This is a genomic window from Pseudohaliea sp., assembly GCF_054552115.1.
This window is the reverse complement of the sequence record NZ_JBTOLW010000005.1, coordinates 49157-64102: the sequence shown is the minus strand read 5'-3', so window position 1 is coordinate 64102 and position 14946 is coordinate 49157. Positions and strand designations below refer to the sequence as shown.

The following is a 14946-nucleotide window of genomic DNA, read 5'->3' as shown; positions in this document are numbered from 1 at the left end:
GCCCCCTGCAGCGCGGCAAATGCAACGCGACGACTTCAGCTACCACCTGCCGGAGGAACTCATCGCGCAACGGCCCCTTGCGGACCGCGCGGCGAGCCGTCTGCTGTGCCTCGATGGCACAAGCGGCACTCTTGTGCACCGGCAGTTCCGGGACCTGCCGTCGCTGCTGCAGCCGGAGGACCTCCTGGTCTTCAACAACACCCGCGTGCTGCCGGCCCGGCTCTGGGGTCGCAAGGGCACGGGCGGGCGCGTGGAGGTGCTGGTCGAGCGGCTGCGCGGTGACGACGAGGCGCTCGTGCACCTGCGGGCGAGCAAACCGTCCGCGGCCGGCACAGTCATTCACCTCGCCGCGGACCGGGATGCCGAGCCCGGCGGCGAGTGCCTCGAGGTGCTCGGCCGGGAGGGCGACCTGTACCGGGTGGCCGCCCCCGGCAAGCCGGTGACGCAACTGCTCGCCGAGCTGGGGCATATGCCCCTGCCGCCCTATATCGAGCGCGCGGACGATGCCGCCGACCGCGAGCGCTACCAGACGGTGTATGCGAGCCGCGACGGCTCCGTGGCGGCGCCGACCGCCGGCCTGCACTTCGACGAGGCGCTGTTCGCGGCGCTGGACGAGCGCGGTATCGCGCGCGCGGAGGTGACCCTCCACGTCGGCGCCGGCACTTTTCAGCCGGTGCGCGCCGAGGCGATCGAGGACCATGTGATGCACGCCGAATACCTCGAGGTGGGCGAGGACGCTTGTGCCGCCATCGCCGCGGCCCGCAACCGTGGCGGCCGCGTAGTGGCGGTCGGTACGACGGCGGTGCGCAGCCTGGAGACGGCCGCGGCCAACGGCGAGTTCGCCCCTTACCGCGGGGACACACGCCTGTTCATCTACCCCGGTTACCGCTTCCGCTGCGTCGACGCCATGGTGACCAACTTCCACCTGCCGGAATCGACGCTGCTCATGCTGGTCAGCGCCTTCGCCGGCCGGGAGACGGTGCTCGCCGCCTACGAAGCTGCGGTGGCGGAGCGCTACCGCTTTTTCAGCTACGGCGACGCCATGTTCCTCACGCCCTGCGCCGGCGCGCGGGAGGCCGGGTGAGGGCGGCCTGCCACCTGCGCTTCGAGCGCTTCGGGTCCGATGGCGAAGCCCGCCGCGGGCGCCTGCACTTTCCCCGCGGCACGGTGGAAACACCGGCCTTCATGCCGGTCGGCACCTACGGCACCGTCAAGGGGATGCTGCCGCGGGATGTCGTCGCCACCGGTGCCGAGATCATCCTCGGCAATACTTTTCATCTCTGGCTGCGCCCGGGGACGGAGATCATCGCCGCGCACGGCGACCTGCATGACTTCATGGGCTGGCAGGGGCCGATCCTCACCGACTCCGGCGGCTTCCAGGTGTTCAGCCTCGGCGCCATGCGCAGGATTACCGAGGCCGGGGTCTCTTTCCGCTCGCCCGTAAACGGCGACAAGGTCTTTCTCGACCCGGAGACCTCCATGGCGGTGCAGCGGGCCCTCGGCAGCGACGTGGTGATGATCTTCGACGACTGCACCCCGTACCCGGCGACCCGGGACGAGGCCGCGGCCTCCATGCAGCTGTCCCTGCGCTGGGCGCAGCGCAGCCGCGACGCCCACGGCGACAGCCCCGCGGCGCTCTTCGGCATCGTCCAGGGCGGCATGTACCCGGACCTGCGCCGCGAGTCCCTCGCCGGCCTGACGGCCACCGGCTTCGACGGCTACGCCATCGGCGGCCTGTCCGTCGGCGAGCCGAAGGCCGAGATGCTCGCCGTGCTCGAGGAGCTCGGCCCGGCGCTCCCCGCCGATACGCCGCGCTACCTCATGGGCGTGGGCACGCCGGGAGACCTGATCGAGGGGGTGCGCCGCGGCATCGACATGTTCGACTGCGTCATGCCGACGCGCAACGCGCGCAACGGCAACCTGTTTACCTCCGTCGGCCAGGTCAAGATCCGCAACGCGCGCCATCGTGCCGATACGGGGCCGCTGGACCCGCATTGCGACTGCTATACCTGCGCCAACTTCTCCCGTGCCTACCTGCACCACCTGGAGCGCTGCAACGAGATTCTCGGTGCTCAGCTCAATACGCTGCACAATATTCACTACTACCAGCGCCACATGCAGGGTATCCGCGCCGCCATCGAGCGCGGTGAACTGGAGGCCTTCGCCCGCGCGTACTACGCATCGCAGGAGGACTGACCGTGTACAAGCTCTGTTTCTACGTCCCTGCGTCCCACCTCGAGGCCGTGAAGGAAGCGGTGTTTGCGACCGGCGCCGGGCGCATCGGCGACTATGACAGCTGCTGCTGGCAGGTGGCCGGCCGGGGCCAGTTCCGGCCGCTGGCCGGGAGCCAGCCCTTCATCGGCAGCCAGGGGGCCATCGAGCAGGTAGAGGAATACCGCGTGGAGCTGGTTTGCGCCGACCAGGTGGTGCGCGCGGCCGTGGCCGCCCTGTATGATGCGCACCCCTACGAGGAGCCGGCCTGGGACCTGGTGGCGCTGGCCAACGATGACATCGATGCGCTCTGAGCAGCGAGGAGAGTGACCATGCAGTACCGCCTCGGCGACAGCACGCCCCGGCTTCTAGGCGGAGGCCATTACATCGCCCCGAACGCGGCGGTGATCGGCCGCGTCACCCTGCGTGCAAACGCCAGCGTCTGGTTTTCCTGCGTGCTGCGCGGCGACGTGGAAGCTATCGAGATCGGCGAGGGCAGCAATATCCAGGACGGCACGGTCATCCACGCGGATCCGGGGTACCCGGTGCACGTGGGCGCCAATGTCACCGTCGGCCACAACGCGATGCTGCACGGCTGCCGCGTCGGTGACGGCAGCCTGATCGGTATCGGCGCCGTGGTCCTCAACGGGGCCCGCATCGGTCGCGGCTGTCTCGTGGGTGCCGGCGCGCTGGTCACCGAGGGCACGGAGATTCCCGACGGCAGCCTGGTACTCGGCTCGCCGGCGAAGGTGAAGAAGACGCTGTCGCCGGAGCAGCAGCTGGCCCTCGCCCACAACGCGGACCATTACGTGGGCAACGCGAAACGATTTTCGGAAGACCTGGAGGCCCTGGCATGAGCGACCTCGGCGAGCCCGCGTCCCCCTGCATCTCCGTGTGCGCGCTGGACGCCAATGACATCTGCCTGGGCTGCTATCGCAGCGCCCAGGAAATCACCGACTGGTGGATGGCCAGTGCGAAGGAGAAGCAGGACATCCTCGCCCGCTGCGAAGAGCGGCGCCAGGCCGACAGCCCGGTCCGCCTGCTCTAGGCCGCCTGCGCGGCCGGCCTAGGCGGTCTCGGGGCGTGCCCGCACCGTGCGCACGATGTTGCCGCCGAGTTCGAGGATCTCCAGGCGGTAGCGATCCACGGTGAGGCCCACGGCGCCGTCCGGGAAGGACTCCAGGTATTCCAGCACCAGCCCGCTCAGGGTCTTGGGGCCATCCGTGGGCAGCTCCCAGTCCAGGGCCTTGTTGATGTCGCGCACGCTCGCCGTGCCGGTGATCAGGAAGCTGCCGTCGCGCTGCGGGAAGATCTCGTCGTCCGTGTCCGAGAGGTTCGAGGTGAACTCGCCGACGATCTCCTCGAGGATGTCCGCCAGGGCCACGAGGCCCATCACGTCACCGTACTCGTCCACGACGATGGCCAGGCGGCGTTTCTGTTTCTGGAAGTTGAGCAGCTGCGTGTGCAGGGGGGTGCTCTCGGGGATGAAGTAGGGCTTGTCCATCTCGCGCTCGAACGCGGCGCGGTCGAGGCGGCCGTCCGTGAGTACGCGGCCCGCGTTGCGCAGGTGCAGCACGCCGGTCACGTTGTTGATGTCATCGCGCCATACCGGCAGCAGCGTGTGCGTGCTGTTCTGGATGGCGGCGAGGATGGCGTCGTCGTCATCGTCGAGATCGATGCCGTAGACTTCGGTGCGCGGCACCATGATGTCGTCCACGGTGATCGCCTCGAGGTCGAGGATGTTCACCAGCATGCCGCGGTGGCGCTGCGGGATCAGCGCACCGGCCTCCGTGACGATGGTGCGCAGTTCCTCCGTGGAAACATGCTCGTCACCGCCCTTGCTGGGGTCCACGCCGAGCAGGCGCAGGAGCCCGTTGGTCACGGTGTTTACCGCCATGACCAGCGGGTAGAGCACCTTCAGCAGCGGCAGCAGGATCACGCTTGCGGGGAAGGCGACGCGCTCCGGGTGCAGCGCGGCGATGGTCTTCGGGGTGATTTCCGCGAAGATCAGGATCACCAGGGTCAGCAGGAAGGTCGCTATGACGATGCCGGCGTCGCCGTAGAGGCGGATGGCGATCACCGTGGCGATGGCCGAGGCGGCGATGTTCACCAGGTTGTTGCCGATAAGGATCAGGCCGATGAGCCGGTCCGGGCGCTCGAGCAGGGTGCTCGCGCGGCGGGCGCCGCGGTGGTCCTGGCTGCGCAGGTGTTTCAGGCGGTAGCGATTCAGGGACATCATGCCCGTCTCCGAACCGGAGAAGAAACCGGAGAGGAGGATGAGGGCAGCGAGAACCGAGAAGAGGAGACCCAGCGGTGCCTCGTTCAAGAGTGACGTTGACTCCGGGTTGCCATCAACAAAGTATCTTGAAGAAAAACGAAAGTAGCGGCAACCCGCCCCGCTGGCCTACTCGACGTGAAGAATGAGTTCGAGCACGAGCTTCGAACCAAAGAACGCCAGGATGAGGAGCGCGAAGCCCGCCAGGGTGAAGCGCACCGCCGTCTGCGCCCGCCAGCCGAGCTGGTAGCGCCCCCAGAGCAGCACGGAAAAGACCACCCAGGCGACCATGGAGAGGATGGTCTTGTGCACCAGGTGCTGGGCGAACATGTTGTCCATGAAGATCATCCCGCTGCCGATGGCTACGGTCAGTGCGATCACGCCGATCCAGATCAGCTCGAAGAGCATTCTCTCCATCAGCTGCAGCGGTGGCAGCGACCGGGCGATACCGTGCATGTTGCGCCGGCGCAGTTGCCGGTCCTGTACGGCGACCAGCGCCGCCTGGGCCGCGGCGAGCGTGAGGATGGAGTAGGCGAGGATGGAGCTGCCTATGTGCAGCAGGATGCCCGGCGACAGGTCGCTGCGGGCGTGTGCCGTCTCCGGGCCCAGCGTCGCCACCACGATGGCCAGGGCAGAGAGCGGAAAGAGACCGATCAGCAGGTTCTGCAGCGGGCGCTTGAGGAGGGCGGCCACGCAGGCGATGTTCACCGCCAGGAACGAGAGGGACAGTGCGCGGTAGAAACCGAAGGAAACCCCCTGGTCGGTATTCAGCGCGTCCCAGGTCACCATGGCGTGGCCGATGAGAGCCGCGACGGCCATGGCCAGCACCGCCCGGGAGAGGCGCTGCCGCCGCTGGGCCATGTGGGTCAACTGCAGGCCGGCTGCCGCGAGGTAAAGGAGGGCGGCAACGACAGCGATAAAGGCAATGGGCATGGAGGTTGGGGCGGCAACCCGGGTCACGTATACTCGCGCCTTTGTACCGGGTTGTCCCGGGACAATCAATAGACAGGGGCCGCCACCGCCGCGCGGCCAGCGATAGCACCGCCGCGGTGCCCATGGATTCCAAGCATGTTCGAGAGCCTTTCAGACCGCCTCACCCAGAGCCTGCGCAGCATTACCGGCAAGGCCCGGCTGACGGAGGACAATATCCAGGGCACGCTCCGCGAGGTGCGCATGGCCCTCCTCGAGGCCGACGTCGCCCTGCCGGTGGTCAAGCAGTTCGTGGAGTCCGTGAAGACGCGGGCCCTCGGCCAGGAAGTCATGGCCAGCCTGAGCCCGGGCCAGGCCTTCCTGAAGATCGTCCAGGCGGAGCTCGAGCAGGTCATGGGCGGCGCCAACGAGGGCCTCGACCTCGCCACGCGGCCGCCGGCGGTCATCCTGCTCGCCGGCCTGCAGGGCGCGGGCAAGACCACTTCCGCGGCGAAGCTCGCAAAGCTGCTCAAGGAGCGCGACAAGAAGAAGGTGATGGTGGTGAGCGCGGACGTCTACCGCCCCGCGGCCATCCGCCAGCTCGAGACCCTCGCCGGCGAAGTCGGGGTGGACTTCTTCCCCAGCGACGAGACGCAGAAACCGGTGGCCATCGCCCAGGCGGCGCTCGAGAAGGCGCGCATCAGCTTTGCCGACGTGCTCATCGTCGACACCGCCGGCCGCCTGGCCGTGGACGAGGCGATGATGGCGGAGATCGCCGAGCTGGAGCGGGAACTCGAGCCGGTGGAAACGCTGTTCGTGGTCGACGCCATGACCGGCCAGGACGCGGCGAACACGGCCAGGGCTTTCGGTGATGCGCTGCCGCTCACCGGCGTAATACTCACCAAGGTGGATGCCGACACCCGCGGCGGTGCGGCGCTGTCCGTGCGCACCGTGACCGGCAAGCCGATCAAGTTCCTGGGCGTCGGCGAGAAGACGGCGGCGCTGGACCCCTTCCATCCGGACCGGCTCGCCTCGCGCATTCTCGGCATGGGCGACATCCTGTCGCTTATCGAGGAGGCCGAGCAGAAGGTCGACAAGGCGAAGGCCGAGAAACTCGCGAAGAAGGTCAAGAAGGGCAAGAAGTTCGACCTCGAGGATTTCCGCGACCAGCTGCAGCAGATGAACAGCATGGGTGGCATGGCGGCCATGCTCGACAAGATGCCGGGCATGGGAAACATGGCCCAGGCGGCGCAGCAGGCGATCGATCCGAAGCTCTTCGCCCGCATGGAGGCCATGATCAATTCCATGACCCCGAAGGAGCGGCGCAACCCGGACCTCATCCAGGGCAGCCGCAAGCGCCGCATCACCCGGGGCTCCGGCACCCAGGTGCAGGATCTGAACCGCCTGCTCAAGCAGCACAAGCAGATGCAGAAGATGGTGAAGAAGATGAAGGGCGGCGGCATGCAGAAGATGATGCGCGGCCTCGGCGGCATGACGGGGCCGGGCGGTGGTGGCCCCGGCGGTCCCGGCGGCGGGGGCATGCCCTTTCGCTAGCGCGGGCCCGGGCGCTGCGCGCGATTTCCTAACACCGTGCCAGTGTTGAAAAATCCCGGCTGAGGGGCTTTTCAGGGGCGGGTGATTTCCGTATGATACGCGACCTTTCCGGCAGCGGGCTGGCCCGCGCTGTCGAGTAGCTGTGGGCCCGCCGGCAGAACACCCGGTGTTACCGCGACGATCACGTGACGATCAAGGGATATTCAGGCAGATGGTAACAATTCGACTTTCCAGGTCGGGCGCCAAGAAGCGTCCGTTCTACCACGTGACGGTCACCGACCGCCGCAACGCCCGCGACGGCCGCTTCATCGAGCGCGTGGGTTTCTACAACCCCGTCGCCCGCGGCCAGGAAGAGCGCCTGCGCATCGACCGCGAGCGCATCGCTTACTGGCAGGGGCAGGGCGCGCAGCTCTCCGAGCGCGTCGCCAAGCTCCTCGCGGAAAAGCCGGCCGATGACGCCGCGGACAGCGCTGCCGCCTGAAGGCCTGCTGACAGCCGGACGTATCACCGGCTGCTACGGAATCAAGGGTTGGGTACGGGTCCATCCGTACACCGACCGGGCAGAAAGCCTGCTCGACTTCCCCGCCTGGTGGCTTGGGGGGCGCGAGGGGCCGGAGCCGGTGGTCATCGACGCCGGGCGCCGCCAGGGCCGCGGACTCCTGGTGCATCTCGCGGGGGTCGATGACCGCACAGCGGCGGAAGCGCTGCGGGGCCTTGACATCCTCGTGCGCGAGGCCGCCCTGCCGCCCCTCGGGGACGGCGAGTATTACTGGCACCAGCTCGAGGGTCTCGAGGTGTGGTGCCTTGGCCAGGAGGGCGAAACGGCGGGCGAGCAGTTGCTCGGTCGCGTCGCCTACCTGATCGAGACCGGGGCCAACGATGTGCTCGTGGTGCGGGCAAGCCCCGGCAGCATCGACGACCGGGAGCGCCTGGTGCCGTACCTGCCGGGCGACGTGGTGAAAGACGTCGACCTGGCCGTGGGGCGCCTCACCGTGGACTGGTTCCCGGAGCTCTGACTGACCCGGGCGAGGCGTAAGCCCGGGCCCCTGGGAGGAAGCGGTGCACATCGCGGTGGTGACCCTGTTCCCGGGGATGTTCGAGGCGGTCACCGCGTACGGTGTGACCGGCCGCGCGGTGGCCCAGGGCGGGCTCGCGGTAACGACGGTGGATCCGCGGGAATTCACCCATGACCGGCACCGCACCGTGGACGATCGCCCCTACGGCGGCGGCCCGGGGATGCTGATGAAGGTGGATCCGCTGCGGCAGGCCATTCATGCCGCGCGGGAGCAGGCGGCGGCCGGGGGGGCACCGCCGCGCGTGGTCTACCTGTCGCCCCAGGGGCGGCGCCTGGACCACGCCCGGGTACAGGCCCTGGCAGCGGAGCCGTCGCTGGTGCTGCTGGCCGGGCGCTACGAGGGGGTGGACGAGCGCCTCCTCGAGAGCGAGGTGGACGAGGAGCTGTCCATCGGCGATTACGTGCTGAGCGGCGGCGAGCTGCCGGCCATGGTCGTGATTGACGCCGTGGCGCGGCTGCTGCCGGGGACGCTCGGCCACGCGGACTCGGCGGCGGAGGATTCCTTCGCGGAGGGGCTGTTGGATTATCCGCAGTACACGCGGCCCGAGGAGTTCGAGGGCCGGCGGGTGCCGGAGCTACTGCTCAGCGGGGACCACGAACGGATCCGCCGCTGGCGCCTCAAGCAGGCCCTGGGCCGGACGCGGGAGCGTCGCCCGGATCTGCTCGAGGGCCGGGCCCTGGGCCCGGAAGAGGAACAACTGCTCGCGGAGTACTGCCGCGAGCACGGGATCGACAACGGACAGGGCGGCAGCGCCCTGGAATGACTTGAGGAGTGCCCCATGAGCACCAATTCCATTATCTCCCAGCTCGACGCCGAGCAGATGGACAAGGACCTGCCGGAGTTCAACCCCGGCGATACGGTCGTCGTCCAGGTCAAGGTGAAGGAGGGCAACCGGGAGCGCCTGCAGGCTTTCGAGGGTGTTGTCATCGGCAAGCGCAACCGCGGCCTCAACTCCGCGTTCACCGTGCGCAAGGTCTCTCACGGCATCGGCGTCGAGCGTACCTTCCAGACCTACAGCAAGCTGCTCGACAGCATTGCGGTCAAGCGCCGCGGCGACGTGCGCCAGGCCAAGCTCTACTACCTGCGCGAGCGTTCCGGCAAGTCCGCGCGCATCAAGGAGAAGCTGTCCTCCTGAGGCACGGCTTCCGGGCTGCGCGGTAGCGGTTTAAGCTGCCGCGCATGGCCCCTGCAGACGACAGTTCACCGGCTACCCACCCCGAGATCGAGCGCTACATCGACGCGCTCTGGATCGAGAGGGGGCTCGCCGACCACACCCTCGACGCCTACCGGCGCGACCTGCGCCAGTTCGATGGCTTCCTTGGCCGGGAGCTCGGCAGCACCCTGCTCAAGGCCACCCGGGAACAGCTCCAGCGCTACCTCGGCGCCCGCCTGGCCGCCGGCCAGTCGCCCCGGTCCACCGCCCGGGTCATGTCCTGCCTGCGCGGCTTCTACCGCTACCAGCTCCGCGAGGGACGGCTCACCGTCGACCCCACCCTCGACGTGGAGAGCCCGCGCCTGGGGCGCCCGCTCCCCAAGTCCCTCTCCGAGGCCGATGTCGAGCGGCTGCTCTCGGCGCCGGACCTGGAGGATCCCCTGGGCTTTCGCGACCGCACCATGCTCGAATTGCTCTATGCCTGCGGCCTGCGCGTCTCGGAGCTCACCTCCCTGCAACTGGCGCAGGTCAGCCTCAACCAGGGTGTGCTGCGCGTTTTCGGCAAGGGTGGCAAGGAGCGCCTGGTACCCATGGGCGACCCCGCCCTGCGCATGCTGCAGCGCTACCTCGCCGGCCCGCGGTCGGAACTGACGCGCGGAATGCCGAGTGACGTGGTCTTCCCGAGCCGCCGCGGGCGGCAGATGACTCGCCAGACCTTCTGGTATCGTATTAAAATGCATGCGCGCAATGCGGGTATCGGTAAGCCGCTCTCGCCGCACACGCTGCGGCACGCCTTCGCAACGCACCTGCTTAACCACGGGGCCGACCTGCGGGTCGTGCAGATGCTGCTGGGCCACAGCGACCTGACTACCACGCAGATCTACACGCACGTGGCCCGCCAGCGCATGCAGGACCTGCATGCAGAGCACCACCCGCGAGGCTGAGCGGGTACCGTGTTGAACGCGGCGCGCGGCGCGCTGTCAACCGGGGGAGGGCGCTGAACCGGCGCCGACGACGACCGCCAGCGATGACCGCCTACGACGACGATCGCCGACGACGACGACCGCCTACGAAGACAAGGTACAGTCCATGACAGCTTCCCGACGCAACTTCGCTTTTTTCCTCGCCCTGCTCCTCGCCCCGGTCGTCGCTCTCTGCGCGCTCGCCGGCCCGGCGCAGGCGGACGAGGCGGTGACCGGTGAGGCGCTGGAGCGGCTGCGCGCCACGCTCGAGGCTCCCGGGGGGCTGAGCGTCGAAACGGCGCGGCAGTCTCCCGTGCCCGGCCTGCTCGAGGTCAAGCTCGCCGACGGGCCCACGGTCTACGCCACACCCGACGGGACGTTCTTCGTCCTCGGTGATCTCTACTCCGTGGGCGCCGCGGGGTATGTGAACCTGGCTGAGCAGCGCCGCAACGGTGAGCGCCAGGAAGCCATCGCCGCCGTGGAGGTGGACGACATGATCGTCTTTCCCGCCGAGGGCGAGACCCGCGGCCACATCACCGTGTTCACGGACGTCACCTGCTTCTACTGCCAGAAGCTGCACAAGGAAGTGCCCGAGCTCAATCGCCGCGGCATCGAGGTGCGCTACCTGGCCTATCCCCGCGCCGGCGTCGGCTCCGAGGGCTTCAGGCTGCTCGCCACCGCCTGGTGCGCGAAGGACCGGCGGGAGACGCTCACGCGCCTGAAGGCACGGGAAACCGTCGAGCCCTCCGTCTGCCCCGGCAACCCGGTGGCCGATGAGTACGCCCTGGGCCAGGCCGTCGGTGTACGCGGTACCCCCGCGATCATCCTGCCGGACGGGCAGATGGTGCCGGGCTACCGCCCCGCGGACGACCTCATCGCCGCGCTCGGCCTGGACTAGGTCCATGGAGGAGCAGTTCCAGCGCATCCAGCGCCTGCCGCCCTATGTCTTCTCGATCATCGGGGACCTGAAGCAGCAGGCCCGGTCCCGCGGTGAGGACATCATCGACTTCGGCATGGGCAACCCGGACCAGCCGACACCGGAGCACATCGTTCAGAAACTCGTGGAGACGGCGCGCCGGGGCGATACGCACCGCTACTCCCAGAGCCGCGGCATTCCGCGGCTGCGCAAGGCCATCTGCGACTGGTACCAGCGCCGCTACGGCGTCACCCTGGACCCGGAGAGCGAGGCCATCGTCACCCTGGGCTCGAAGGAGGGCCTGGCCCATCTGGCGCTTGCGACCACCGGCCCCGGCGACGCCGTCCTGGTGCCCAACCCGTCCTACCCGATCCACCCCTATGGCTTCGTGATCTCCGGCGCGGACATCCGCCACGTGCCCATGGCTGACGACAGCGCCTTCTTCGATGAACTGGAGAGCGCGATCCGCAACAGCTGGCCGCGGCCGAAGATGCTGGTGCTGAACTTTCCCTCCAACCCGACCACCCACTGCGTCGAGCTCGACTTCTTCGAGAAGATCATCGCCGTCGCCCGGGAGCATGGCATCTGGGTCGTACAGGATCTCGCCTACGCGGACCTCTGCTTCGACGGCTACGAAGCGCCCTCGATCCTGCAGGTGCCCTGCGCGCGGGAGGTGGCCGTGGAGTTTTTCTCCATGTCCAAGAGTTACAACATGCCCGGCTGGCGCGTGGGTTTCTGCTGCGGCAACAAGACCCTCGTCGGGGCCCTGGCGCGCATGAAGTCCTACCTCGACTACGGTATGTTCACCCCCGTGCAGGTAGCCGCCATCGCCGCCCTCGAGGGTGACCAGGGCTGCGTCGACGAGATTCGCGCCATGTACCAGGCGCGGCGCGACGTGCTCTGCGCCGGCCTCAATGCCGCCGGCTGGCCCGTGGAACCGCCAAAGGCGACCATGTTCGTCTGGGCCCGCATCCCGGAGCCCTATCGCGACCTGGGTTCGCTGGAGTTCAGCAAGAAGCTTCTCGAGGAAGCCCGGGTGGCGGTGTCGCCGGGGATCGGCTTCGGCGAGTACGGCGAGGGCTACGTGCGCTTCGGCCTCATCGAGAACGAGCACCGGACGCGGCAGGCCCTTCGAAACATCAAGCGCATGATGCGCGCGGACCAGGGAGTGACACAGTGACGCCAATTCGACTCGGCCTCTGCGGTATCGGTACCGTCGGTGGCGGTGTGCTGGACCTGTTGTGGCGCAACGGGGAGGCCCTGGCAGGTCGTGCCGGTGCCCCGCTCGAGATCGCCCACGTCGGTGCCCGCCGGGACCGCGACGGTGTCGACCCGGGCGGCGCTACCGTCAGCCGCGAGGTGCTCGCCGTCGCGGAGGACCCGGCCGTCGACATCCTCGTCGAAGCCATCGGCGGCACCGACGACGCCCATGAGCTGGTGCGCCGCGCCCTCGAGACGGGCAAGCACGTGGTCACGGCCAACAAGGCACTCATCGCCGAGCACGGCAACGAGCTGCTCGCGCTCGCCGAGGAGAAGGGCGTGAGCCTGCGCTTTGAAGCCGCGGTGGCCGGCGGCATCCCGATCATCAAGGCGCTGCGCGAGGGGCTCTCGGCGAACCGGGTCTCCTGGCTCGCCGGCATCATCAACGGGACCGGCAATTTCATTCTCACCGAGATGGCGGGAGAGGAGCGCGAGTTCGCTGACGTGCTGGCGGAGGCGCAGGCCCTCGGCTACGCCGAGGCGGACCCGACCTTCGACGTCGAGGGCATCGATGCGGCCCACAAGCTGGTGATCCTCGCCGCCATCGCCTTCAACACGCCGCTGCGCTTCGACGCGGTGTATACGGAGGGCATCAGCGCGCTGACGCCAGAGGACCTCGCCTACGCGGAGGAGCTGGGCTACGTCGTCAAGCACCTGGGCGTCGCCCGTGAGACCGGCGCGGGCCTCGAGCTGCGCGTCCACCCGACGCTGCTGCCGAAGGACCTCTTGCTGGCCAAGGTTGCCGGGGTCAAGAATGCCGTTCTCGTGGAGGGCGATGCCGTGGGCCCGACGATGTACTACGGCGCCGGTGCCGGCGGCGGTGCCACGGCCTCGGCGGTCATGGCCGACGTGATCGACCTCGCCAGGGAGTTGTCCCGCGGCCAGCGCTGCCCGCTGCCGGCTCTCGGCCTGCCCATGGGGCAGCTGCGCGAGTTACCGATCCTGCCCATGGGCGAGGTGCGCACGGCCTGGTACCTGCGCCTGGAGGCCGAAGACCGGCCCGGTGTCATGTCGCAGGTCTCCAGCATTCTCGGTGACCAGGGCATCAGCATCGAGGCGCTGATCCAGAAAGCGCCGCAGCCGGGGCAGAGCCGGGTGCCGGTGGTCGTCGTGACCAATGTCGCCAGCCAGGGCAACCTGGAGCGGGCGGTCATGGCCATCGAGGCCCTGGACAGCATCGCCGGCCCGGTGACGCGCATTCGCGTCGAGTCCCTCGAGGGCTAGGGCAGTGCGCTACATCAGCACGCGCGGTGCCGCGCCGGCCCTGCCCTTCGAGGAGGTCCTCCTGGCGGGCCTCGCCAGCGACGGCGGTCTCTACGTGCCCGAGACCCTGCCGCAGTTCTCCCGCGAGGAGATCATCGCGCTGCGCGGCCTGCCGTATCCCGCGCTGGCACAACGGGTGATCGCGCCCTTCGTGGCCGATGCCGTGCCCGAGGAGGACCTCCGCGGCATTGTCGAGGACTGTTACGCGGTTTTCCGCCACGGCGCCGTGGCGCCCCTCGTGCAGCTCGGCCCCAACCAGTGGATCATGGAACTTTTCCACGGCCCGACGCTGGCCTTCAAGGATTTCGCCCTGCAGCTCCTCGGCCGGCTCCTCGACTACGTACTCGAGCGCCGCGGCGAAAAGGTCGTGATCATGGGGGCGACCTCCGGCGACACCGGCTCCGCGGCCATCGAGGGCTGCCGCCGCTGCGAGAATGTCGACATCTTCATCCTGCACCCGCACGGGCGCGTGTCCGAGGTACAGCGCCGGCAGATGACCACGGTACCGGGCGAGGGTATTCACAACCTCGCCGTGGAGGGCAACTTCGACGACTGCCAGGCCATGGTGAAGGCCAGCTTCGGTGGCCAGGGTTTCCTGCCCGAGGGCCGGCGACTGGTGGCCGTGAATTCGATCAACTGGGCGCGCATCATGGCCCAGGTGGTCTACTACTTCCACGCGGCCCTGGCCCTCGGCGGGCCGGACCGCCCCGTGGCGTTTTCCGTGCCCACGGGCAACTTCGGCGACATTTTCGCGGGCTACCTCGCCCGGGGCATGGGCCTGCCGGTCTCGCAGCTGGTGATCGCCACCAACCGCAACGACGTGCTGCACCGGGTCCTGAGCAGCGGTCTCTACGACCGCCAGCCCCTCGAGCCCAGCCTGTCGCCGAGCATGGACATCACGGTCTCGAGCAACTTCGAGCGCCTGCTCTTCGACCTCTACGGCCGCGACGGCGAGGCCGTCGCCGGGCTCATGCGCGCCTTCGACGGCGGCGAGATCCGCCTGTCCCCGGAGGCCCTCGCCGACGCGCGCGCGCTCTTCGCCAGCCACCGGGTCGATGACGAGGACACCTGTGCGGAGATCGCCGCGACCTGGGAAAGCAGCGAGTATCTGCTCGACCCGCACAGCGCCATCGGTGTGGCTGCCGCCCGCGCCGCACAGCGCGATCCGGCGGTGCCGATGGTCACCCTGGCGACGGCACACCCGGCCAAGTTCCCGGATGCCGTGCGCCGCGCCGGCGTCGCGCGGGAGCCTGCGCTGCCCGCGCACCTCGCCGACCTTTACGATCGCGAGGAGCGCTATACGGTGCTGCCGAACGACCTCGCCGCCGTGCAGGCCTTCATGGCGGACCACCTGCGGGCTTGAGACG

The 14946-nt window shown here is 68.7% G+C and carries 17 protein-coding genes; 15 read left to right on the top strand and 2 right to left on the bottom strand.

Annotated features, from left to right (window positions below):
- Positions 1 to 19 precede the first annotated feature (19 nt).
- From queA to ACX93N_RS04165, 5 genes are read left to right on the top strand one after another with little or no spacing between them, the layout of a single operon-like run.
- Entirely contained in the window at positions 20 to 1084 is a 1065-nt protein-coding gene (gene queA, locus ACX93N_RS04185) for a tRNA preQ1(34) S-adenosylmethionine ribosyltransferase-isomerase QueA (RefSeq protein WP_459427138.1), read from the top strand.
- Between the two features lie 14 nt (positions 1085 to 1098).
- The gene (gene tgt / locus ACX93N_RS04180; protein ID WP_459427211.1) at positions 1099 to 2196 is read left to right on the top strand and encodes a tRNA guanosine(34) transglycosylase Tgt; all 1098 of its coding nucleotides are present in this window, start codon (positions 1099 to 1101) and stop codon (positions 2194 to 2196) included.
- A gap of 2 nt (positions 2197 to 2198) precedes the next feature.
- Positions 2199 to 2525: an NGG1p interacting factor NIF3 gene (locus ACX93N_RS04175; RefSeq protein WP_459427137.1), complete on the top strand. Its 327-nt coding sequence runs from the start codon at positions 2199 to 2201 to the stop codon at positions 2523 to 2525.
- An 18-nt stretch (positions 2526 to 2543) separates the two neighbouring features.
- The gene (locus ACX93N_RS04170) at positions 2544 to 3068 is read left to right on the top strand and encodes a gamma carbonic anhydrase family protein (protein WP_350034713.1); all 525 of its coding nucleotides are present in this window, start codon (positions 2544 to 2546) and stop codon (positions 3066 to 3068) included.
- Complete coding sequence (locus ACX93N_RS04165; protein WP_459427136.1) at positions 3065 to 3259, top strand: DUF1289 domain-containing protein; 195 nt, start codon at positions 3065 to 3067, stop codon at positions 3257 to 3259. The genes ACX93N_RS04170 and ACX93N_RS04165 overlap by 4 nt, the downstream gene beginning before the upstream one ends.
- An 18-nt stretch (positions 3260 to 3277) precedes the next feature.
- Here ACX93N_RS04165 and ACX93N_RS04160 read toward each other — a convergent pair whose 3' ends face one another.
- Both ACX93N_RS04160 and ACX93N_RS04155 read right to left on the bottom strand, forming a co-directional pair.
- The gene (locus ACX93N_RS04160; RefSeq protein ID WP_459427135.1) at positions 3278 to 4537 is read right to left on the bottom strand and encodes an HlyC/CorC family transporter; all 1260 of its coding nucleotides are present in this window, start codon (positions 4535 to 4537) and stop codon (positions 3278 to 3280) included.
- Positions 4538 to 4615: 78 nt separating this feature from the next.
- A complete protein-coding gene (locus ACX93N_RS04155) occupies positions 4616 to 5419 on the bottom strand; it encodes a cytochrome C assembly family protein (protein ID WP_459427134.1) in 804 nt (267 codons plus the stop codon).
- A 135-nt stretch (positions 5420 to 5554) separates the two neighbouring features.
- On the opposite strand from ACX93N_RS04155, the gene ffh reads away from it, so the two are divergent.
- The 10 genes from ffh to thrC all read left to right on the top strand — a co-directional run bounded on the left by ffh (position 5555) and on the right by thrC (position 14942).
- Positions 5555 to 6949 carry a signal recognition particle protein gene (gene ffh / locus ACX93N_RS04150; RefSeq protein ID WP_459427133.1) on the top strand — a complete coding sequence of 465 codons (1395 nt, stop codon included), beginning with the start codon at positions 5555 to 5557 and terminating at the stop codon, positions 6947 to 6949.
- 211 nt (positions 6950 to 7160) lie between these two features.
- Positions 7161 to 7430, top strand: a complete 270-nt coding sequence (gene rpsP, locus ACX93N_RS04145; RefSeq protein WP_350034718.1) for a 30S ribosomal protein S16 — start codon at positions 7161 to 7163, stop codon at positions 7428 to 7430.
- Complete coding sequence (rimM, locus tag ACX93N_RS04140) at positions 7402 to 7965, top strand: ribosome maturation factor RimM (RefSeq protein ID WP_459427132.1); 564 nt, start codon at positions 7402 to 7404, stop codon at positions 7963 to 7965. Before rpsP ends, rimM begins: the two co-directional genes overlap by 29 nt.
- 43 nt (positions 7966 to 8008) lie before the next feature.
- The gene (trmD, locus tag ACX93N_RS04135; protein ID WP_459427131.1) at positions 8009 to 8788 is read left to right on the top strand and encodes a tRNA (guanosine(37)-N1)-methyltransferase TrmD; all 780 of its coding nucleotides are present in this window, start codon (positions 8009 to 8011) and stop codon (positions 8786 to 8788) included.
- 15 nt (positions 8789 to 8803) lie between these two features.
- Positions 8804 to 9160, top strand: coding sequence for a 50S ribosomal protein L19 (gene rplS / locus ACX93N_RS04130; RefSeq protein ID WP_459427130.1), 357 nt, complete (start codon positions 8804 to 8806; stop codon positions 9158 to 9160).
- Between the two features lie 44 nt (positions 9161 to 9204).
- The gene (gene xerD, locus ACX93N_RS04125; protein WP_459427129.1) at positions 9205 to 10122 is read left to right on the top strand and encodes a site-specific tyrosine recombinase XerD; all 918 of its coding nucleotides are present in this window, start codon (positions 9205 to 9207) and stop codon (positions 10120 to 10122) included.
- Positions 10123 to 10267: 145 nt separating this feature from the next.
- A complete protein-coding gene (locus ACX93N_RS04120) occupies positions 10268 to 11038 on the top strand; it encodes a thioredoxin fold domain-containing protein (RefSeq protein WP_459427128.1) in 771 nt (256 codons plus the stop codon).
- A gap of 4 nt (positions 11039 to 11042) precedes the next feature.
- The gene (gene alaC, locus ACX93N_RS04115; RefSeq protein ID WP_459427127.1) at positions 11043 to 12236 is read left to right on the top strand and encodes an alanine transaminase; all 1194 of its coding nucleotides are present in this window, start codon (positions 11043 to 11045) and stop codon (positions 12234 to 12236) included.
- Entirely contained in the window at positions 12233 to 13540 is a 1308-nt protein-coding gene (locus ACX93N_RS04110) for a homoserine dehydrogenase (protein WP_459427126.1), read from the top strand. The genes alaC and ACX93N_RS04110 overlap by 4 nt, the downstream gene beginning before the upstream one ends.
- 4 nt (positions 13541 to 13544) lie before the next feature.
- Positions 13545 to 14942, top strand: coding sequence for a threonine synthase (thrC, locus tag ACX93N_RS04105; RefSeq protein WP_459427125.1), 1398 nt, complete (start codon positions 13545 to 13547; stop codon positions 14940 to 14942).
- The last annotated feature ends 4 nt before the right edge of the window (positions 14943 to 14946 follow it).